This window comes from Virgibacillus ihumii (genome assembly GCF_902726655.1).
Classification (GTDB): domain Bacteria; phylum Bacillota; class Bacilli; order Bacillales; family Amphibacillaceae; genus Lentibacillus; species Lentibacillus ihumii.
Genome location: NZ_CACVAN010000001.1, coordinates 3,624,466 through 3,646,232, shown reverse-complemented (window position 1 = coordinate 3,646,232; position 21,767 = coordinate 3,624,466). Strand labels below are relative to the sequence as shown.

Genomic DNA, 21,767 nt, shown 5'->3' with positions numbered 1-21,767 from the left:
GGTTATACTCCTTTATGCTTTACAATATAGGTTTCACCAAGAATTTCCCTGGTTTGATAATCAGCTGAAGACAGTTCTTTTTGCACAAATGCATCAATATCCGCTTGTTCAACATCATACATTACCTCTATTTCTTTGGAAAAAAGAAGTTCCTCTTGTTCAAGCAAGCCGGGAAGTGCCGGTTGGGCTTTTGCCTCGATCTCCACCGTATCCAATACCTGCTTCAATCCGGAAACATAGTATTCGAGCGGACGGCCGCCAACAATTTTGACGCCTTTATTTTCCTCATTCACCATAATGATACTTGGGAATCCTCTGGCACCAAGACTTCCGGCAAGTGCAAAATCCTCATTTAACAATTGATGTGCCTTGGATGATTCTGCTTCTCCTACAATTTTTTCGCCATCCAGTCCAAGTTTATTGACAATTTCCACCAAAACAGCTTTATCTGCAATGTTTTGATTAAATGCAAAAACCGCTTCTCTGGAGCGTCGTAAAAATACACCAGCTAATTCTTCATCCTGTTGTTGAATTACTTTAAATACACGGGAAGGAGGGAATGATGACTGAACAGGGTTGTCATACCAGAGTGTTCCGTCAATCGGCATCCGTGTCTGTTCCCCGACTTCTCTCCAGTGTCCGGCAACATCCGCTGGACCATTAATACCATTTGCAGGGTCAACCGGTCCGTCACCCCACTTTTCCAGCAAACCACCCATAACAATTTTTACGCTAAAATAATCGCCATATTGCTCTGTAAAACGGCGAAGTACCGGTTCCAGTGCCCAGCAATGCGAGCAAATCGGGTCTGTCACATAATAAAGGTCAATCGTTTTCTTTGGTTTGTTGAAATCAATTGTTTGCAGTCCATCTTCCCCCGATACACCGCATACGCCTGTTTCCGCATCACACATCATATTATTGTTATTTGCCATGTTATTTTTCCCCGCTTTCCGTTGGTATTTCGACATTCATGTATTTTTGCGCCCACTCCTGAATAGGTTTAAGACTATTGGCCAGCGCACTACCTTTTTCTGTTAATTCATACGAAATAATTACAGATGTTCCGCTTTCAACAAGTTTTTTAACCAATCCTTCAGTTGCAAGTTCAGAAAGCTTCAAAGAAAGTGCTCTTGGCGTAATTCCATTCAAATCCCGTTTCATATCGGAAAAATGTGCAGTATGATTTTCACATAAAGATAGATAATGAATGATTTGGCCATTCCATTTTTTCCCTAGAATTTGAAAAGATGCTTCAATATAAGGGCATGTTTGCATGTGCAACACCTCACTATAAATAGTATATCATAAATATAAAGTATATCAAGTATATAAATTATACTTGATATATAAAAAAAGCACCTCCAAATTAATAGATGGCAATTACTTCTTGAATTCATTTTTTTCAAAATATGTGCATCCCTGCATTGATGTCTAGGACGTTGACATTTTTTGAAGCTCCAATATACCTCCAATGACACCAGCGAAACCGCCTACTGCAAGTATAATAGCAAAATAGGGTAAACTGGAAATCGGCTCATCCGCTATCAATCCATACACTCCATAGATGCATAGAATAAGACTGCTGATCAAGCCAATAATTGTTCGTATTTTTTTATTAATGGCAATCACCACCCGGATAAACAAATAATAAGTTTTAGCTATCGCAGGAATTATACCTGGCAACCAATGGGGTAAGTAAGGTCAGAAATATAGCTGTTATGACTAATGAAATAGAAATCAGCGAAAACGGTACAGACATTATAAAAACTTCAGGCACCATAAAATACGCAAGCAATATTAGCGGGACTGTAGTTAAACATGCAACTCGCAATCTTGTTGAAAAAGTTACTTTATGTTTTGTTCCACATCTATGGCATTGTATTGGTTTATATCCGATCATCAACCCTTTATATAAGGTTCGCCATTTAAAGTGATAATCACAACCCACACACTTTTGCAATATCATGCTTTTACGCCCACCAACTCCAAAAGATTTTTCGGGACAAGCCGTAACTTGCCATTTTGAAAATCATTAATTGGACACCACATCAATTTAAATATGGATCCATCATCCTCTTTTCCCTCAAAGGTTTCAAGATTATAAAACGACTTATCAGCAAAGGATGCATCATAAACCATAACGATTTCATGGCCAACTTCCCCATTAAAAGTGAAGACATTTTCAACCGTTCCCAGGTAGTTAAGGGCATAAATATCCGCTTCGATTTCTTCCATAACTTCCCGTACTACTGCATCGGCACTAGATTCTCCATATTCAATTCCGCCTCCAATCGGCCGGTAAAAATAATCATCCTTTACAGAATCATATCCTTCCGCAACGAGAATCGAATCATTATGTCTGAAAACACAGATGGCTAACGGCCGGATTATTCCTTTTTTCATGAACGACCTCCAAAAATGAAATAAGATTATTTCACATTATAAGTTAATGTTATAATTAGGTAACTTGACATGATCTCCAGAAATACAAGGAAAACGGACTTGGAGCATCAAGCCCGTATTAACTTTCAGAAGGTATTACATTGGACCGGAAATTTGACCAAAACCTCTATATTTATTTTGATCCTGTTCCCTTTCCTCAGTGGATTTCGCTTTGTGGCTTGTTTGCTCTTGCGGATTCTTATATTTTTTGTATTTCCTCCAGCTGATAAAACCAAATAGTGTAACAAGAAAAACAACATAGAATAAAATTTGCATCAAGTAATTTTCCCTCCCCTCTACGACATAAGAACAGAAATATAGCTTGAATCGTGCGAACCTTAAACAGACTCTCCTACAGTGTAAAAAAATACATCCTGACCCGAAAGCTTGATCTGATTTTCAATTTTCATTCCGATCTTCTCCGCCACTTTTTGGGAACCGACATTTCCAGGCTGGACCAGTGCAATCAATCTTTGCTCAGCCAGCTCCTGCAAACCAAAATTCTTAAGTGCTGCTGCAATCTCTGTAGCATATCCCTGCCCCCAGTATGGACGTTTAACCCAATAGCCGATTTCAATTTCATTTCTTTCTTCAACCTGTTGCGGAACAAGACCGGCGTGACCAATAGGAGCATCCTCACCTTTCAGTACCATTACATGCAATCCGAATTCCGAACCATACTCATATGCACTGTAAATCCAGTCCATGAATTGTTTTGCCCCGATTTCATCTTTTATCTTTCCATTTCCAATGAAGCGCACCATTTCAGGATCAGAAAGCATTGACATGAGAAAGTCCATATCTTTATCTTCGTACGGTCGCAATATTAATCTTTCAGTGGATAGCATCATGCTATGGTCTCCTTTCAAGTACTATCAAATTGGAATTTTAACATTTTTTCTTTGAACCCATTGAAATCGCTTTCTAATAGTTTATCATGAAATTGAAAAAGACGTACATCCATTTTCTAAATGAAAAAAGGATCTCCCAATTACTTGCAGGAAAGTGCTAAGCTAAAATAAACGCTTATAAACAACAAATCACAAAAAAAGACCTTTTCAAGTGTATAACTTAAAAAGGACAATCTGTGCTTTCTTGTTCCAACTCATAGCGCTGCCAACATTTTTTCCAAATGTTTTTCCGTCGGCGTTAAATTAATCAGGAAATAGGCTTCTCTTAATCTCCTTGCTGGATTACTCTTTTGCAAGTATGCTGCCCCGCCGGAATGCAGCATATCTCCGTGTACCGCCTTAATGATCAGTTTGTCAATATCCAGCCTGATTTGCAGGACTGCTTTCCAATCCAATTTATCTTGATCCAGAAGTGTAGCAATCCTATCCTTTATAAACAGATATTCCTGCTCTATCTCTTCCGGCTGGATGGATAAAAATGTATTAACCCCACCTTGTTTTTGAGGTGATTTCTTCATCGATTGGATGGAAGCATACGTGACACCGAGACCAAGTGGTACTTGATATAATACAAAAGTTGACCTGATGTTTTCACAAAACGCTTCAGCATTATCACTGACCATCCATTCATCAGGGATAAATACATCAGTAAATCTGCACGCAAATGTTGCGCTGCCATTGACACCCAAGTAACCAATCTTTTCCTTTAATGATAATCCTATGGCATTACAGGGTACAAAGGCCATCACCTGCTGGTTGTCAGCTAAGGCAGCCACTACTGCAAACCAATGATTATCTTTCAAATTTGAAACAGAAGGGATAGTTCCCGATAACACGTACCCGCCATTCGTACGTTTCGCCTGTAAATGCAGCTTTTCCAATCCGGCATAGTACTTCATTGGATTGGATAACCCTGTGGCTCCCAAAAAGGTGCCTTGCTCAAGATATGGCAGTATTTCATTCTTTAAATAATCATTTGAACTGTTTCTCAAATAGGTTAATGAAGCAAGATGACACCATAAATTAAATGCAGTGGTCATACAATATTGCGCTGTTTTTTCAGTAACAAATAATTCCCTCTCTAATCGTTCACTGGTTGAAACGTCATCAGAACGCAACAAACCTGCTTCACCTAGCCCCGTTAAATAACCTTCGGCATAATAGGCTTCGGTATCAATTTTTCTGACAAAAGGTTTTAAATTCTTTTGAATCGCAGTATCTAACAACCTTGTAACTCCTGTCTCTTCTTTCACAACCATATACCTGCTTCCCCTTTGATAAGACATGGTGGTAAGTAAACTGAAGATCTCTCATGATAAAGAGATCTTCAGGACATTAAAAACATATTAGTCATTGTCAATTTCAGTGATGGAATCAACTGGGGTCTGCACTGCTTCTCTTGCCCTTCTTACAGCGGGCTCATCCGGTGCATCATAGAAGCAAAGACATTTTGTCATATCTTCACATACATAAGTTCGTGAGAATGAAACTTCCGGTACCTCTGCATAGTGTACAGAGTTTTTCTTTTTACGTTCCAAATATTTATCCATTGTCAAGCTTTCAGGTAAATTCCATTCCACCAGATAATTTACATTATCGGCTTGTTTTTTCACTTCGTCTAATTCTTTACCTACTAATCTTACTTCTTTTACCAGTTCAACATTAACCCCTGTTTCAACCAAAGCATCTTGCAGTTTATCACTATTCTCTGCTTCAAAAATTAAAAATACTCTGCTAAAGTCTTTCGAAACCTGAACTTCGATGAGATTATTATTCGCTTTACTTACACTCTCCTGAATAGTCGAAACCTTTTTCTCAAACTCTGCTTTGTTATTAATTGTTTCTCCTACATTTGACTCCACTAAATAAAGGGACATCCATATCCTCTCCTTAAATTATGCTAATTCCGATAAAACTTATCAACTTAATGTATTATTAGTTATTTTATTATACTAACTTCAAAAAATCAACCTTATGGAATAAATATTTCAGGTTATGTTATATTTAGGTAAATAGAAGGAGGTACAATCGTGAAAGCAACCTATGATTTGCCATGTAATATTGCTCAAACGCTCAATATTATTGGAGACCGCTGGACATTACTTGTCGTGCATGAAATTTTGATTGGCAACACGACATTTAATGAAATCAAAAATAACTTGGAAGGTATTTCCTCTAATTTACTGTCTGACCGATTAAAGTATTTAGAAAGTTGCGGGTTAATTGCAACATCACTATACTCTCATCATCCACCCCGTTACCAATATACACTGACAGAAAGCGGAAGAGACCTGGAAGATGTCTTCAATGCCATCATTCTTTGGGGAAGAAGTCATCTGGAAAAATGCTACAAAAAACTCATACATCAAAAGTGCAATCATGAAGTAAACATTACCTACTATTGCCCCCACTGCAAAGAAAACGTTGACGATGTTTCTGTAGCCGAAGTAGACATTTAAGTGCAAAAGTCAGGGGATAACTTCCCCGTTCTTTTGCCCATTACTCGCTGACTGTCATCCCCCATCTTTTTTCGATCAACCTTTCCAATAATCGAATACCCTTATCCAGTAACAGACCGCAAATCCCGATCAAAATAATTCCCGCTAAAACAAGATCCAATCTCAATAAATTTCTGGCATCAATAATCAAATACCCTAATCCTGACTGTGCGCCAACCATTTCACCGGATACAAGGAATATCCATGCTGTACCAATGCCAATATGAAGCCCGCTTGCAATAGAAGGATAGGCAGCTGGAAAAATAATTTTTGTCATCAGATGCGGCTGTTTGATTTCCATGTTTTGAGCTAACTTGAGATAATTGGTATCCACTTTTTTCACACCTGTTATCGTGGAAAGTAATATCGGAAAAAAAGCTGCAATAAAAATAATCACAATCGCCGGTGCGCTTCCAATGCCAAACCATAAAACAATGAATGGCGTCCAGGCTACCGGTGCGATAGGTCTTAGAACCTGCACAATCGGATCCGCAATATCCCATAATCGTTGAACTCTTCCCAACAGAAGACCGAGCAAAATGGCTGCAACCGCAGCGGATAAATAGCCTGAAAAAAATCTCATCAAACTTACTTTTAAATGAGCGAATAATGTTCCATCGGCAAATAAGGAGATCATTGCTTCCCCAACCATAAGTGGATCCGGCAAAAGTGCCTCTTCAATATCGGTCAGCCAAATTACAGATTGCCAAGCAGCTAACACAATAATAATTGCAATCACTATATTTAATGTTTTCTTTGTAAATCGCATGCCATCACTTCACCTTTTCAATGAATGAATTGTCTACAAATGCATCATAGCTTGGAGGGCTTTCAGATAATCCCATCTCAACCATATATCGGCTTAATTTTTTGTATGCTTCTTTATTAATTTTCAAATTATCATAAGAAATCCATTCCAGGGATAAATCCAACACTTCATCGTCTACATCCATATATTTAGATGCAACCTTCCGCATCTGTTCACCCTTTGCTTCCGCTTTTTGTCCTGCTTTCACATAACTTCCCACGAAATCCTGTGCAATTTTTTTATTGTTTTTCGCAAAATCACCATGCAACACAAGCGCACAATCAATCGAGTTTTTCCAAAGTTCACCGGATTGATACAATACCTTCGCATTATCCAACACAACGGATTGAGCACCAAAAGGCTCTGCAACTACATATCCTGCAATTCTGTCGGTAGCAAGCGCTGCCGGCATTTCGGCAGGTGCCATTTCCACTACATTTACATCCTCGTAATCTACGCCTTCCTTCTCCAGCATCATGTATAACAAAATATTATGACTGGAGAATTCATGTGGTACAGCATAGGTTTTTCCCTTTAAATCCTGTACATTGTTTATGTTGGGGGAAGCTACTAAGACGTTTCCATCTCTATGTCCCAGAGCAACTGCCTTTAAGTCTATCCCTTGCTCTTTTGCACGCATAGCTACTGTTACAAGTGTAGATGCTCCATCAATTTTCCCTGTATTTAAAGCATCCATCAGGTCTGGCCATGAAGGAAATTTCACAAGTTCCAGATTAAAACTGTTATTTTCCCCTAAAAACTCTTTCTGCATATATAACGGCACAGCATGTGTAATTGGCAAATAACCTATTTTAACTGTTGGTTTCCCGCTGCTGTTTGCTGTCTCGCTGCCCCCGCAGGCACTTAATATCACGATTACAGCAGAAAGGATGCTCATCAGTACTATTTTTCTATATTTCATCATTCTTCCCCCTTGTTGTTTAAATATTGAATTCAATTGACGGTTTAGAGTGAATCAATTCAAATTCATTTAAAATAAGCTTCCGAAAATGTTGGAAGTCATCTCCGCTTCGATCCCTTGGTTTATATGTATCTATTGGTACCTCCCGTATGATTTGACCAGGATTTGACCCCATAATCACGACACGATCAGCAAGATAAATAGATTCATCAATATCGTGGGTAACTAAAATGACTGTCGTTTCAGCTTGCTTTTGAATCTTCAGTAATTCATCCTGCAGGAAATAACGTGTAAATGTATCCAAAGCGCCGAACGGTTCATCCATTAAAAGCACGTCGGGTTCAATCGCAAGAGCACGCGCAATAGCAACACGCTGCTGCATTCCACCCGATAATTGGGATGGAAACCGATCAAGCCTATCATCCAATCCAACCATATTTAAATAATAGAGAGCCTTTTCCCGTCGCTGATCTGATGATAAATCTGTATTTTCCAAACCCAACTCCACATTTTTTAATACAGTACGCCATGGCAGCAGCCCGTAATCCTGAAACAACATCACAATTTTCCTGCCTGGTTTCGTTACTTCTTCTCCCTTAAAATGAATTTGACCCGTATCAGTAGTTAAAAACCCCCCTATTAAATTAAGGAGCGTGCTTTTTCCACAACCACTTTTTCCTAAAATGGCAATCGTTTCACCTTTACGGATGTTAAGGTTAATATCCTTCAATACTTGTTCTGATTTTCCTTTATTTTCATAGCTCTTATGTAAATTCCCGATTTGGATCACTGGCACATCGTTCAAAATATCCCTCCTATCCCTTTAAAACCTATCTACTTAGTTGGTTTTATATGTATGTTATTTTATAATATTTAGTTCAAAAAAACAACTTAGTATTTAAACAATTGAAAACCTTTTTAAATTAATTACTTAAAAAGGTTTTCACATCTACTTTTTCCGGTTTCAGAAGAACTAGCATATTTGTTTGAAGCGTGGAATAGCGACCGAACACATTAATGACTAAAAGTTTCTCACTCCAACTGCTTCATAACTTCGTACATATGCAGCATGTAAAGCCTGATCCAAATCAGCAATTAAATCATCCACATGTTCCAGACCAACCGAGAATCGGAATAATCCATCACTTATACCTCTAGTTTTGCGTTCATGCTTTGGCATTGCGGCATGTGACATGTTCGCTGGATACGACAGGATGCTTTCGACCGCCCCAAGACTGACAGCGAAAATAGGGATGCGAATGTGTTCTACAAATGTTTTAGCTTCAACTGCATCGGAGATTTCAAATGATAAAACCGCCCCCGAACCTTTGGACTGTCGCGCGTGAATGGTGTGCCCTGAGTGTGAGGACAAGCCAGGATAAAATACTTTTTTGATTAAAGGATGTTCATTCAGATACGTTGCTATATCGAGTGCTGTTTCAGATGACTGCTTCAGACGTGCCCCCAGTGTTTTAATTCCTTGCAGCAGCAGATAGGAATCCTGTGCACCTAAAATGGATCCAAATGAATTTTGCAGAAAAGCTAACCGTTCGCCAAGTTCTCTATCTTTTGTTACGGCTAATCCGGCAATAATATCGCTGTGGCCAGACAAAAACTTGGTAGCACTGTGCAGCACCACATCTACACCGAGTTTAATCGGTTTCTGGTAAAGGGGGGTCATAAACGTATTATCAAGAAACGTTAAACAGTTATTTGCCTTGGCAATTTCTACGACTCCTTTAACATCTGTAATGTTCATACAAGGGTTTGAGGGTGTTTCGATGTAGATGACTTTTGTATTTTCCTTAACTGCTTCTGCAACTTCACTAAGATTCGTCATATCCACAAAGGTATGTTCAATTTTTAACTTGGATAGTACCTCCGTAACAAAGCGAAACGTGCCCCCATATACATCTCTGGAAACCAGGACATGCTCACCTGAAGATAAAAGCATAAAGGCTGATGAAATTGCAGCCATTCCGGAAGCAAACGCCAATCCTCTTGACCCATCCTCCAGTTTGGCTATTTTTCCTTCTAATGCCTGCCTTGTCGGATTTCCGGAGCGGCTGTAGTCATACGGTCCAAATTCATCAAAACTTTCCTGGTGATAGGTTGAGGATAAATAAATTGGCACGTTGACAGCACCCGTTTTCTGTTCAACGTCCAACCCCGACGATGTATGAATAAGATTTGTTTCCAACTGTTTTTTATCGATGCTCATATCCCAATCTCCTCCCTTTTCAGTATGGAAAATACGTGTTTCAGATCTGCTATTAAATCTTCTGTTTGCTCAATGCCAACAGAAAAGCGTAATAACCGGTTGTCGACTCCACGGCGGGTTCGTTCTGCTTCCGGAATCTCTGCATGCGTTTGGGTGGCGGGATAGGTAATAAAACTTTCTACTCCACCAAGGCTTTCTGCAAACGTTATAAGCTCCAGATTTTCCAAAAACGGTTCAATCCAATTTGCTTTTTGAAGACGAAATGAGAGCATACCGCCTTTTCCCGGGTATAATACGTCGGGGACCAATGGCTCATCTGATAAATAAGATGTTATTTTCCGGGCGTTTTCATCGTGCTGTCTCATTCTAAGCGAGAGAGTTTTTAACCCCCTGATGATCAACCATGAATCAAATGGAGACAAGACACCGCCGGAAGCGTTGTGGATTTCGGATAGTTTTTCACAGATGGCATCACCCTTTGCAACAACTAACCCAGCCAGCACATCATTATGACCGCCAATATATTTTGTGGCACTGTGAACAACGATATCGGCACCCAGCTCAAGCGGCCGCTGCAAGCAAGGTGTTAAGAATGTATTATCAACAATGAGCAGTAAATTGTGCTTACGTGCGAGATTGGCATATTGTCTGATATCGATTTCCTGCATCAAAGGATTCGTCGGCGTTTCGATCAATAGAGCTCTTGTTTTAGAAGTAATTAACTTCTCTGTCGCGTCCACATTCACAAACTCCGAATAGCTTGTCTTTATATCATAGACATCTGAATAATGCTGAAGTAACCGGTAAGTTCCTCCATAGATATCTTCCGGAACAATTAATTCATCACCAGAACGGAAAAGGGAAAGAACCAATTGGATGGCAGCCATTCCTGAGCTGCAGGCATAGCCACTGTCACCAGATTCCAAATCTGCAATCCCATCTTCCAGAATAGCGCGTGTTGGATTCTTTGTACGGGTATAATCATAACCAGTGGACTTACCGATTCCCTCATGCTGAAAAGCAGTTGACAAATAAATAGGCGGATTTACAGCACCTGTCGTTTTGTCAGACTTATTACCTAATTGCACCAATTTGGTTTCGATGCTTTTTGCTGACATGTTGTTCACCCTTTTCGAAAAAATGAAGGACCCCCTTATAAGAAGAAGGTCCCTAATGCACACGTTCTTCTTACATTCAGGTAATTACTACCTTTTGGATTTAGCACTGATCGTGGCCAATCCTTCCGTCTCTCTTGATAAGAATCATGTTATCATTCAAGCTTTTAATCGATACTTCAAATTGTGCTCTTGAAGTGTCTTGTCTGTTCCGAACAGGAAATGTTTCTCCATATCGGGGGAGTATTTTGAATTTATTGTTTTAACATCTACAGCTTCCGCCACTGCCCGCAGCATCGCTGGTGATGCGCCACAGCACAAGCCAATATAATTAAGACCGGTATCTTTTGCTTCTCTTGCCCATTCAGCTAACTCATAGCGGTTATGATACAGTGGGTCAAGAGCAGTCGGAAATGTTGTTTCTGTAGGTAAATGGCAGCTGCAGCCTCCATCAGGCAAGTTAAAGAATGTTGGGTGTTCTTCTGTCGTACGATATGGGATTGGCAAGCCACCAACATATCCATCCACATTGTTTCGGATGGCAGCAAGGTATGGCTGCATCGTTTCAGGACCCCGGAAACAATTCATACCAACGACCAATGCGCCTCTTTCGGAAAGTATTTTACAGGACTCCTCTACAGTGTATCCATCCCTTAAAATATTCTCGCCCATTAAACCAAACGTAATGACTGCCGGTAAACCTTGTTTAGTGATTTCCTCCAGTGCAATTAACGCCTCTTCATGGTAATAAAATGTTTCACCATTTATGAAATCGACCCCTTCTTCTTTGCACCATTTCACCATTTCCGCAAAAATATTTCTGACTTTTTCTTTTGACTCCGGATCATCCGGATTAAAGATATTGGTATTCGATATATTTCCTGCCACCAACGCTTCTTCTTTTGGATGCTCTTTGGCTACCTCTTTTGCCAAGCGAATGGCATTTCTGTTTAATGGTTCTAATAAATCTTCTTTTCCAATAATACGCATTTTTTCCCGATGAGCATTGTATGTAAATGCTAATACAACATCAGAACCGGCATTCATATAATCCCGATATGTCTGCTTTAATGCCTCAGGATTATCCAGTGCCACCTCAGGAACAAACGAACCCGCTTGTAAATATCCCCTTCGTTCCAATTCAAATAAATAACCTTCCCCTGCAATTACGGTTCCTTCTTTTAAACGCTCTTCTAAACTACGCTTCATCATGTTTCCTCCTTTTGAGTTTAATTGTGAAGTCACGAAAAAACCCCCTTCTTAAATAAGAAGAGGGTTGACCGTGTGTTAAATACTCTTCTTATCTTCAAGCTTCACGCTACTGGAATTAGCACAGTACAAAATAGTCTGTTGCTGAGGCGTCACAGGGCCAGTCCCTCTACCTCTCTTGATAAGAATATCAGGAATTCAATTTTTGATTACTATATACAATACACGCAGTATTTTTAAAAGTCAAGACAATTTTTAATGTGAAAAAAAGTTAGCCAGTTCAACAATCATGGCTCCCATTTTCGGTTTACCCGGATGGAAAGCAGTGGTTACTCCATTCTTTCTCAATTCGGCTGTGGTTACTTTTCCCACCCCCACCGGCAGAACATGATCATGAAAAGCAGCTGTAAGTTCCTCAGCCTCACTACTGCCTTTAAAAAGATTTTGGATCTGCGTTTTACTGGTAAACACAACTGCATCGAGAGAGCGGGTGATTATCTGCTTCCTTAACGCAGTCATTATAGTAAGATCCGGTTCCATGTACTCGTACGGTTTGGAAAGATAAACAGCATATCCTTGATGTTCCAATTGCTTCTTTAACACTGCTTCATCCTGACTGTATGCCTGTAAAAACAAACGATTATTATCATCATCGAGGGCCAGTTGTGCCAGCAGACTTTCCATAGTTCCATCTTCAGAAACGAATTTGGGGGAGAGGGAATGTCTTTTTAGCCAATTCGCTGTTTTACTGCCGCGAATAGCCAATTTCGAGTTTCTGAGATTCCCGATAAAGTCCGAAAGACAATCCAAATCATTTGCCGCCTTTTCCAATGTTTCCAGTCCAATTCCTGTCGTTAAAAGAACCTGGTCAAACGGGTCACGAATAAAATCCAATACATTTTTTCTACTGACCTCTTCATCCAACACCTGCTCTCCCTGAACGGAATAGATGAATGAGGTACCTCCATTATTTTGAATTAGTTTTGCAATTGCTTCACTGTTGCGAGCAGCTGCAACGCCAATTTTTTTGTCATTCAGGCCGCTCATTGTGTTTCCCTCCTCCAGATAAGTCTGCCAGACATTTAAGCAATTTATTTTGATTATCCGTATCCTGGAATTTATCAGAAAGAATCTCCTTTAAAAATAATCGTTGTTCATTTTTAGTAAGACAAGTTTGTTTCAGCAACTTTCGACTTTCATGTAAAAAATCCACATAATCTGTGTAGCTGTTGTCATATACAGCCTGAAGATCATTTTTAATTTTTGCCGAAAGCATCGGGCTTGCCCCATTAGTTGATACACTAATAGACAATCTTCCCCGATTGAAAAATGAGGGAAATGCAACATTTCCCTCGTCAGCATCCGCTGCATTATTGATTAAAGCATTGGAAGGGGTGGCCTGAATAATGGTTTCATTCACTTTTACATCGTTGGTTGCCACGATAACCAGAAATGCATCATCAAGATCTCCAGCCTCAGCTTTCTTCTTTTTCCAGTCCAAACATCCTTCCGTCCACAGGGCATGTATTCCTTGATTAATCTTAGGACTGATCACGGTCAACTTAGCACCATTATTTATAACGGTACGGATTCTGCGCTCGGCTACAGATCCGCCCCCGATAACGATTATGTTTTTTTCAGTTAGGTCAATCATCAAAGGAACTGCTGCCATATTCCTTCAAACCCTTTCCGATTTGCGTGTTGGAGCGGCGAAATCAACATGATTATGTATTGACTCATAAACACGTTCCTGCAAAGCCTGTATCATTCCTGCATGGCCACCAAGCTGATTGCAGCATATGATTTGCTTATCCGATACTTTCAATGCATCTATTTTTTTCTTAATGGAACGCATAAGCACCCCAGTAAACCATAAATAAGGCATAACAAAAACCTGAGAATGTTTTTCTTCCAGTGAAGCCTGTAACCCCTCATCAAATGAAGGATTACAAGCCGCTAAAAAGCATATATCCACTTGTTTGAGGCCAGTTTTTCGTTCCAGCTTTCTTCCAATACTTTTAATATCCATAATGGTGTCGGGATTGCGGCTGCCACGGCCGACAAGCAAAATCTTTGCATCCAGGTTGACTGGTGTTGCCGTTTCTTCCATGCGTTCTATCAAAATGTCGATGAAGCGATCCTGCACGCCAAGCGGCTTCCCATACGTAAATTCAATTTCAGGGTACTCGGATTTTGCCTTACGTATTTCATCAGGTATATCTTTATAGTAATGCCCGGCACTTAACAGCAAAACAGGTATGACGGAAATCTTTGAAGCGCCCTGGTTTACAAGATTTTTGATACCTTGTCCGACCGTTGGCGCTGCAAGCTCCAAAAAGCATATTTCCTGAAGGGGAAAGTTAACCTGCCGGATTACCGATTCGATACATGAGACTGCCTCAGTTGTTGCTTCCCCAATACGACTGCCATGACTGACATATAGTATTCCCTGCACTTTATTCTCCCCCAAATCTACCCTGTAGTTGCTCCAGCCAGCTTACTCTCAGCAATTGCCTTCTCCTCAAACCAGTTAATCTTCTCTCTTAATCGAACGACCTCTCCAACAATGATGATGGAGGGGTTCTTTACTGCCGCAGACCTCTCGACAATATTCTCCAATGTACCAGTCACTGTCTGCTGCTTTTCGGTTGTGCCCCAGTGTACTAAAGCGATGGGTGTTTCTTTCTTCCGCCCATAACCAATGAGCCGATTACAAATATAAGGGAGGTTTTTCACTCCCATGTAGATACAAAGCGTATCAACTCCCTGTGCGAGATGTTTCCAGTATTTTTCGGAAGCAGCATCCGTTTTACCTGCTCCTGAGACAAAGGCCACCGACGAACTAAAATTACGGTGTGTTAATGGGATACCCGCATATGCAGGTGCAGCCGATCCGGACGTGATTCCCGGAATAATTTCAAAGGTAACCCCCTGCCACCATAGCACTTCCGCTTCTTCGCCGCCTCTTCCAAAAATAAACGGATCCCCGCCTTTCAACCGAACTACCGTTTTTCCTTCTTTCGCATGTAGGCAGAGCAGTTGGTTGATCTCATCCTGTGTCAGGGAATGGCGATCGGGAAGCTTTCCGCAATACGTCAATTCTGTCCCTGTCTGAGCATTTTCCAACAATTCTTCATTGATTAAACGGTCATATAAAATAACATCCGCTCGTTGGATAGCTTTTAATCCTTTCACCGTGATTAAGTCTGGGTCACCGGGCCCGGCGCCTACCAAGTAAACCTTTCCCATCATAACTTATCCTCCTTCATGCCTGCATAACTGACCGTCATGAAACAATCTAATCAGCACGGTTTATTTTTTCACCAGATTTGTCGTATGAAAGTCAAGTCCTGAATAAACCTCTTCCACATAGCCGGCACGAATGACATAATCACCAAAGTGCTCCTCTTCCTGCCGTTCCTTCGCGTATTCAATGAGAATCGGACGGAGATCTTTTAGAATTTCCGCTTCTCCTATATTCTCCCGGTATAATTTGTTCAAACGCTCACCGGCAAAACCGCCTCCCAGATACATGTTGTATTTTCCAGGTGCCTTTCCAATAAATGCAATTTCGGCAAGGCCTGGGCGTGAACACCCATTCGGACATCCCGTCATACGAATAGTGATTTCCTGTTCATTAAGGCCGGCCTCATCCAGGATTTCTTCCATTTTTTCAAGCAATGAAGGAAGATACCGTTCTGATTCGGCCATAGCCAGCCCGCACGTTGGAAAAGCTACACAGGCCATGGAATTCCGCTTCAGTGCAGAATACTCTTTTCCTTCCGTGATTCCATATTTTTCAATTAATGCATCAATCTTCTTTTTCTTTTGGCCGGTTACATTTGCAATAATCAGGTTCTGGTTCGGGGTCAGGCGAAAGTCCCCTGTATGGATCTTCGCAATTTTCCGAAGTCCAGTCATAAGTGGATAATTCTCGGTATCCTTGACACGTCCGTTTTGAATAAACAAGGTATAATGCCATCTGCCATTCCCTTTCACCCAACCATATCGGTCACCATTATGTTCAAAGTTAAATGTGCGTTCCTGTTCCAGATTCCATCCTAATCTTTCATTCAGCTCACTTTTAAACCAATCAATTCCACCGGTATCGATTGTATACTTGAACCGGGCATTTTTCCGATTGGATCGATTTCCGTAATCACGTTGAATCGTTACCACTTTTTCCGCTACATCAATAATTTTTTCTGCCGGCGTAAAGCCTATCACCCGGGAGATCTGCGGGTATGTGTTGGTATCACCATGTGTCATTCCCATACCACCGCCAACCGCAACATTAAATCCCTTTAACTCGCCATCCTCCAAAATCGCAATGAAGCCCAGATCATGCGAATAAATATCAACATCATTAGATGGCGGAACCGCAATGCCGATTTTGAACTTACGCGGCAAATACGATGACCCGTAAATTGGCTCTGTCTCTTCTTCCCTGCTATCGACCACTTTCTCATCATCCAGCCAGATTTCGTGATACGCATTGGTCTTTGGCGAAAGATACTCACTAAGTTCCTTGGACCATCCATATACTTCTGAATGTACATCGGATTGGTAAGGGTTTGGATTACACATGACATTCCGGTTTACATCCCCGCAAGCTGCCAGTGTATTCATTAACGACGCATTGATTTCCTGCATCGTCTTTTTCAGGTTCCATTTCAAAATTCCATGAAATTGAAACGACTGCCTGGTGGTTAATTTCAACGTTCCATTCGCATATTTACTGGCAATATCGTCCAGTGTTAGCCATTGCTCGGGAGTAGCCACACCACCGGGGGCACGAACACGGATCATGAATTGATAAGCAGGTTCCAACTTTTTGCGACGCCGGTCACTTCGGATATCCCGATCATCCTGCTGATAACTGCCGTGAAACTTTAACAGTTTGGTATCATCTTCAGAAATCGCTGCGGTAATTTGGTCTCCAAGCCCTTCCTTTATTGTCCCCCGCAGATAATTGCTGTCTGTTTTTAAGTGTTCCAACGCATCAAGCGGTCCATTATCCCGGGGAAAGTTATGTTCTGCCATAATTATGCTCCTTTCAATATCTATTTAAAATTCGTTCCGCACTATGACATCGTTTTATCACGTCAAAACTAAATTAATACACATCACGCTGATACCGTTTCTGCTGGCGCAAGTCCTTCAGATATCCTGCTGCTTGCTCGGTGTTCATGTTTCCCTCTTGTTCAAGGATTTTCAATAAGGTCGCTTCCACATCTTTTGCCATATTTTTTTCATCGCCGCACACATAGATATTGGCTCCTTCCGTTATCCATTGATAGAGTTCCTTGCTGTTTTTATGCATCTGGTGCTGTACATACACTTTTTCGGCAGTATCACGAGAAAATGCAACATCCATCCTGGTCAGAATACCGTCCTTCAGCCATTGCTGCCAATCCACCTGATAAAGAAAATCGGAGGAAAAGTGCTGATCCCCGTAGAATAGCCAGGTCTTTCCGTTAGTTTCTGTCTCCTCCCGTTCTTCCAAAAAGGATCTGAACGGTGCTACCCCTGTTCCGGGTCCAACCATTATAACCGGTATATCCACATCGGAAGGAAATTTAAAATTGGGATTGCGATGGACATAAACCGGAAGATATTGACCAGGTTACACACGTAATGCACATTGTCCGGAGCATACACCCGCTCTGTCTCTTCCATGTGCATGGTAGGCAACCGTTCCAATGGTAAGATGCACCTCATCCGGATTAGCCTGAAAACTGCTAGCTATCGAATACAGACGCGCCGGCATCTTCCGCAATATTTGTACAAATTCACCAGGACATACTCCCTGTAACGCAAAATCCTTTATCAAGTCAAGCAAATCCCGTCCTTCCAGATAAACTTTTCGTTCTTCCTCATGTTCCGGATACAAAAATTTGCCTAAACGATCATTCTCGAATAGCTGTGCTGCTTTTTCCAATAATGGTTTTGTCAGTTTGGTAATCTCAAAATTTGTAAGTAACGCGTTGCGAAGAGCTCGCCCCTCCCCCTCTTTGTTTATCGGAACAGTCTCTTCCGGATCCCAATTCATTTCTAGTATGAGTTGGTCCACGAGATGGGGATCATTTTCCGGAAAGATACCCACACTGTCGCCAGGTTCAAAGTCGAAATTGGAACCTTCCAAGGATAACTCCAAATGTCGGGTTTCCTTATTCGAGCCCCGGTCATTCAAATTCAAATTTTCCAGCACTTCAGCCCTGTATGGATTTGTCCGTGAATAAACAGGCTGATCCTTTGTCAGGGATTCTTTCCCATGCTGCCCTGTCTGAATAGATTCGCCTGCAGGGTGATCCGTCTGTGACTCATGTAATACCCCAAAAACGCCCTCAATCCATTCTGAAGCACCCTCGTCAAAGTCAACATCGCAATCAACCCTTGGATACAAGCGTTCTCCCCCAAGTTCCTCAAGACGCTTATCAAAATCCTTTCCGGTCTGACAAAAAAATTCATAGGATTCATCCCCTAGAGAGAGTACAGAAAATCGCACATCCTCCAGTTTTGGTGCTTTCCTGCTATAAAGGGTTTCATAGAATGAGATGGCATTATCCGGTGGATCACCTTCACCATGGGTTGCTGTGACAATCAGCAAATCCTGGACTTTCTTGAGATTCTTAGGTTTGAAATCATCTAACGCTGAAATCGTTGCTTTCATGTTCTGCTCTTCCAATTTCTGAAGTATTTCCTCAGCAAGTTGTTGTCCATTACCAGTCTCCGATCCAAACAGTACCGTCACCTCACGGGTAGCTGCCTGTTGAGCATTTTGTGCAGATACTGATGTATCCGGCGTTTCAACAGAACTTGCAGCTATCGGTGCTTTCGTATTAACTGGAACCGCAAGATACCCGCTCAGCCAAATCCTTTGTGCTTCTGTCAATGTAGGCAACAGATGATTTAAGTTATCTGCTTGTTCCTGATCAAACGGACTATTCGTTACTTGTAACTGCACAGATATTCACCTCATAACATTTAATTTTGTTGTTATTTCCTTTGTCTGTGATCATTCATAACCTTCCATAACCATGAAAATCATGTTTGATCTAATTTCATAGTATTTTTAGTAGATTAGTCGGAATTAAACAATAAAAAATGAGCGTTTCATTAGAAAACTTGGTTGTCACCAAGCCTTTGGGTGACAGCAATAGTTGCACTTATGCAGTAAGAAAGGATTTTAAATTTTCTTAACTGCTTAAAAAATCCTTACCTTCCAACTGTGTGAAGTCCACACTCCTCTTTATTGGAACCTTTCCATCTTCCAGAACGGGAATCACCAGAATCTGTTACCGGTGACGTACATGGTATACATCCAATACTTGGATAGCCTTGGTCGTGTAATTCATTATATGGCAAGTTATTCAAATGAATATGATCCCATACATCATCCCACGTCCAATGAATTAACGGACAAACTTTAATCGATTTGAAACGTTCATCTTTATTGACAAAATCAGTTTTACTGCGTAATGGTGACTGTTCTCTTCGAAGTCCGGATATCCACGCAGGAACACCCGTCAATGCCTCCTCGAGAGGTTTTACTTTTCGAATAAAGCAGCACTGATCCGGATTTCTTTTCCACAGAGCTGATCCATATTGGTCCGCCTGCTCCTCCAACGTTAAATCAGGCTTTTTCATTTCAATCCGAAGATCCGGATATTTTTCCTTAATCTCATCAATCAGATTATACGTTTCCTGAAAATGAATCTCTGTATCGAGAAACACAATTTTCGCATCTTTTTTCACCCTGGAAATTAAATCAATTAATACAATACCTTCCGCTCCGAAGCTGCATGCATATACAACAGAATCCCCGAACGATTCAAAAGTCCACTCCAGAACTTCAATAGCACCATTGGTATCATCTGTAGGATGAAAATCTTTAAATGGGTCACCGGAGAAATTACGGTAAGTAACCGAATGATTCGTCACAGTTTATCCCTCCATGAAAAAGTATTTAAACCTTACACAAAAAATATCTTGGCAGGATTAAACTCACCTTAATCTTTAAAAAATAATTTCAGCCAAAACAAATTGTAATTTATGCTAAACTAACACCAATTATATATTAATATACCAACTTATTACATAACTTCTTCCATACTGAACGTTTTTTCACTATATTATCCAGGCATTTAAAAAACCCCCTTTTTCCAGTCTTCTGGGAAAAGAGAGTATTTTTTCTGCATTCGACCCTCTTATCTCCCAAGAATAGTTCTTGCTGGATTTAGCACCTTCCTGAATTTATCAGAGGTTGCTGAAGCTTCAAAGGGCCAGTTCCCTCAACTTCTCTAGATAAGATTATTAAATTAATTGAGTGTTATTGTATGTTCAAACGCTCCAAGTGTCAAGACTTTTTCAAAAATAATATAAATTTTAATACAATTTTCTACCATTAGAACTATATAATTTCTGCCGTAATTAATACTTTTGATGGAATTTAGTTAATGTATGATTTGAGAGCTATTGTTTCTTATTTAGAGGGATCTGCTTTCCAGTACCCTCCTCTCCCATTTTGGGAATCCAACTTAAAATCAAAATAGACGCACCTCCTTTTTTCCCAAGAAAGTGCGTCTGTATGAAAAAACTTATGATTTCCGAAAGTTACCTATTACTTCACTTGTCTCACTGACGCTGACAAAAGCTTTCGGATCAACATTTTTAATGAGAGACTTGACCAATGCCAGTTCATAACGGGTAATAACGGTATAGAGCACTTTATTTTCATTATTGGAATAGGCTCCATATCCGGTCATGACGGTAATTCCCCGAATCAGGTTTCCAATCAGTTCGTTTTTAAGTTCCTCTCCCTTAGTTGTTACCACCATCAAACTTAATTTTATATGGCGCGTATGAACCCGATCGATGACAACTCCGGTAATGTAAATCGAGGCCATTGTTAATATGGCCAGATTCCAGGAAAAGACAAATCCGGAAATAAATACGACCGTACTGTTTATACCGAAAATCAACACACCTAACGGAATATCACGTTTTTGGGTAACAACGAGTCCAATAATATCGGCACCCCCAGTTGATCCGTAAAATCGTACAATAAAGCCAATGGCAATACCTGTTATGACTCCGCCAAAAACTGCCGACAGCAGGGCGTCATCGGTCACCTTCATTATTGGAATGTACTGCATCGAAACGGACGTGATAAAAACTGAAAAGATACTGTTCCAAATGAATTCCTTTCCCAGCTTCATTAAACCTATAATGAATACAGGGATGTTCAAAATAACAAGCCAAATACCGGAATTTATTGGTGAAAGCAGTCCGAGTATCATAGCAAGCCCGGTTACCCCACCTGATAAAACTTCATGTGGAAGCAGAAACATATTAAAAGCAAATCCCAAAGCAATTGAAAATACAAATAGTACTGCATATTTATAAACATAATACATGATGATGACACCCCCATCAGGTTCGATAAAAACACTTAATGAATTTTAGTGGTCGAGCAATGAAAAGTCAATATTTTATAGAACATTGATTGTTCAAGCATAACCCGGGGTGTCCGACATCCATCAGCATAACCGCATTCACGGATATAATCCCTAATATTTTTAACTTTTTTCAGGCAAGGTATATAGATAGATTTTCTGACAAAAAAGTGCCCCGTA

General features: G+C 40.5%; 22 protein-coding genes, 1 pseudogene and 2 riboswitches. Of the genes and pseudogenes, 1 reads left to right on the top strand and 22 read right to left on the bottom strand.

Features of this window, described 5'->3' with window-relative positions; translation table 11 throughout:
• Positions 1 to 2: 2 nt before the first annotated feature.
• The 8 genes from HUX68_RS18070 to HUX68_RS18035 form a co-directional block, all read right to left on the bottom strand.
• A complete protein-coding gene (locus HUX68_RS18070) occupies positions 3 to 935 on the bottom strand; it encodes a DsbA family protein (RefSeq protein WP_174616095.1) in 933 nt (310 codons plus the stop codon).
• A gap of 1 nt (position 936) precedes the next feature.
• Positions 937 to 1,278 carry a winged helix-turn-helix transcriptional regulator gene (locus HUX68_RS18065; protein WP_174616094.1) on the bottom strand — a complete coding sequence of 114 codons (342 nt, stop codon included), beginning with the start codon at positions 1,276 to 1,278 and terminating at the stop codon, positions 937 to 939.
• 379 nt (positions 1,279 to 1,657) lie between these two features.
• Complete coding sequence (locus tag HUX68_RS19635) at positions 1,658 to 1,969, bottom strand: TIGR04104 family putative zinc finger protein (protein WP_174616093.1); 312 nt, start codon at positions 1,967 to 1,969, stop codon at positions 1,658 to 1,660.
• Complete coding sequence (locus HUX68_RS18055) at positions 1,966 to 2,406, bottom strand: NUDIX hydrolase (protein ID WP_174616092.1); 441 nt, start codon at positions 2,404 to 2,406, stop codon at positions 1,966 to 1,968. Before HUX68_RS18055 ends, HUX68_RS19635 begins: the two co-directional genes overlap by 4 nt.
• Positions 2,407 to 2,541: 135 nt before the next feature.
• Positions 2,542 to 2,724 carry a hypothetical protein gene (locus HUX68_RS18050; protein ID WP_174616091.1) on the bottom strand — a complete coding sequence of 61 codons (183 nt, stop codon included), beginning with the start codon at positions 2,722 to 2,724 and terminating at the stop codon, positions 2,542 to 2,544.
• A 59-nt stretch (positions 2,725 to 2,783) separates the two neighbouring features.
• A complete protein-coding gene (locus HUX68_RS18045; RefSeq protein ID WP_174616090.1) occupies positions 2,784 to 3,296 on the bottom strand; it encodes a GNAT family N-acetyltransferase in 513 nt (170 codons plus the stop codon).
• A gap of 254 nt (positions 3,297 to 3,550) precedes the next feature.
• Entirely contained in the window at positions 3,551 to 4,615 is a 1,065-nt protein-coding gene (locus HUX68_RS18040; RefSeq protein ID WP_174616089.1) for an acyl-CoA dehydrogenase family protein, read from the bottom strand.
• 87 nt (positions 4,616 to 4,702) lie between these two features.
• Complete coding sequence (locus tag HUX68_RS18035; protein WP_174616088.1) at positions 4,703 to 5,233, bottom strand: DUF4242 domain-containing protein; 531 nt, start codon at positions 5,231 to 5,233, stop codon at positions 4,703 to 4,705.
• Positions 5,234 to 5,386: 153 nt separating this feature from the next.
• Here HUX68_RS18035 and HUX68_RS18030 point away from each other — a divergent pair, with 153 nt between their 5' ends.
• Positions 5,387 to 5,815 carry a winged helix-turn-helix transcriptional regulator gene (locus HUX68_RS18030; protein WP_174616087.1) on the top strand — a complete coding sequence of 143 codons (429 nt, stop codon included), beginning with the start codon at positions 5,387 to 5,389 and terminating at the stop codon, positions 5,813 to 5,815.
• Between the two features lie 40 nt (positions 5,816 to 5,855).
• Here the strand turns inward: HUX68_RS18030 and HUX68_RS18025 are convergent, their stop codons facing one another.
• The 14 genes and pseudogenes from HUX68_RS18025 to HUX68_RS17960 form a co-directional block, all read right to left on the bottom strand.
• Positions 5,856 to 6,623 (bottom strand): ABC transporter permease, encoded by a 768-nt coding sequence (locus tag HUX68_RS18025; protein WP_174616086.1) that lies wholly within the window; start codon positions 6,621 to 6,623, stop codon positions 5,856 to 5,858.
• Positions 6,624 to 6,627: 4 nt separating this feature from the next.
• A complete protein-coding gene (locus HUX68_RS18020; protein ID WP_174616085.1) occupies positions 6,628 to 7,584 on the bottom strand; it encodes an ABC transporter substrate-binding protein in 957 nt (318 codons plus the stop codon).
• 19 nt (positions 7,585 to 7,603) lie between these two features.
• Positions 7,604 to 8,389 (bottom strand): ABC transporter ATP-binding protein, encoded by a 786-nt coding sequence (locus HUX68_RS18015; protein ID WP_174616084.1) that lies wholly within the window; start codon positions 8,387 to 8,389, stop codon positions 7,604 to 7,606.
• A 216-nt stretch (positions 8,390 to 8,605) separates the two neighbouring features.
• A complete protein-coding gene (gene metC / locus HUX68_RS18010) occupies positions 8,606 to 9,805 on the bottom strand; it encodes a cystathionine beta-lyase (RefSeq protein WP_174616083.1) in 1,200 nt (399 codons plus the stop codon).
• Entirely contained in the window at positions 9,802 to 10,923 is a 1,122-nt protein-coding gene (locus HUX68_RS18005; RefSeq protein ID WP_174616082.1) for a methionine biosynthesis PLP-dependent protein, read from the bottom strand. The genes metC and HUX68_RS18005 overlap by 4 nt, the downstream gene beginning before the upstream one ends.
• A 156-nt stretch (positions 10,924 to 11,079) precedes the next feature.
• The gene (locus tag HUX68_RS18000) at positions 11,080 to 12,129 is read right to left on the bottom strand and encodes a homocysteine S-methyltransferase family protein (protein WP_174616081.1); all 1,050 of its coding nucleotides are present in this window, start codon (positions 12,127 to 12,129) and stop codon (positions 11,080 to 11,082) included.
• Between the two features lie 88 nt (positions 12,130 to 12,217).
• A riboswitch (SAM riboswitch) is annotated at positions 12,218 to 12,317 on the bottom strand.
• A 67-nt stretch (positions 12,318 to 12,384) separates the two neighbouring features.
• Positions 12,385 to 13,176, bottom strand: a complete 792-nt coding sequence (locus HUX68_RS17995; protein ID WP_174616080.1) for a uroporphyrinogen-III synthase — start codon at positions 13,174 to 13,176, stop codon at positions 12,385 to 12,387.
• Positions 13,160 to 13,801: an NAD(P)-binding protein gene (locus HUX68_RS17990; RefSeq protein WP_174616079.1), complete on the bottom strand. Its 642-nt coding sequence runs from the start codon at positions 13,799 to 13,801 to the stop codon at positions 13,160 to 13,162. The genes HUX68_RS17995 and HUX68_RS17990 overlap by 17 nt, the downstream gene beginning before the upstream one ends.
• 6 nt (positions 13,802 to 13,807) lie before the next feature.
• Positions 13,808 to 14,584, bottom strand: a complete 777-nt coding sequence (locus HUX68_RS17985) for a sirohydrochlorin chelatase (protein WP_174616078.1) — start codon at positions 14,582 to 14,584, stop codon at positions 13,808 to 13,810.
• A gap of 17 nt (positions 14,585 to 14,601) precedes the next feature.
• The gene (cobA, locus tag HUX68_RS17980; RefSeq protein WP_174616525.1) at positions 14,602 to 15,378 is read right to left on the bottom strand and encodes a uroporphyrinogen-III C-methyltransferase; all 777 of its coding nucleotides are present in this window, start codon (positions 15,376 to 15,378) and stop codon (positions 14,602 to 14,604) included.
• A gap of 63 nt (positions 15,379 to 15,441) precedes the next feature.
• Positions 15,442 to 17,172, bottom strand: a complete 1,731-nt coding sequence (gene cysI / locus HUX68_RS17975; protein ID WP_174616077.1) for an assimilatory sulfite reductase (NADPH) hemoprotein subunit — start codon at positions 17,170 to 17,172, stop codon at positions 15,442 to 15,444.
• Between the two features lie 73 nt (positions 17,173 to 17,245).
• A pseudogene (locus tag HUX68_RS17970) lies at positions 17,246 to 19,096 on the bottom strand (assimilatory sulfite reductase (NADPH) flavoprotein subunit).
• A 251-nt stretch (positions 19,097 to 19,347) separates the two neighbouring features.
• Positions 19,348 to 20,073 (bottom strand): phosphoadenylyl-sulfate reductase, encoded by a 726-nt coding sequence (locus HUX68_RS17965; RefSeq protein ID WP_174616076.1) that lies wholly within the window; start codon positions 20,071 to 20,073, stop codon positions 19,348 to 19,350.
• A 263-nt stretch (positions 20,074 to 20,336) separates the two neighbouring features.
• Positions 20,337 to 20,443, bottom strand: a riboswitch (SAM riboswitch).
• A 286-nt stretch (positions 20,444 to 20,729) separates the two neighbouring features.
• Positions 20,730 to 21,548, bottom strand: coding sequence for a YitT family protein (locus HUX68_RS17960; RefSeq protein WP_174616075.1), 819 nt, complete (start codon positions 21,546 to 21,548; stop codon positions 20,730 to 20,732).
• Positions 21,549 to 21,767: the final 219 nt, after the last annotated feature.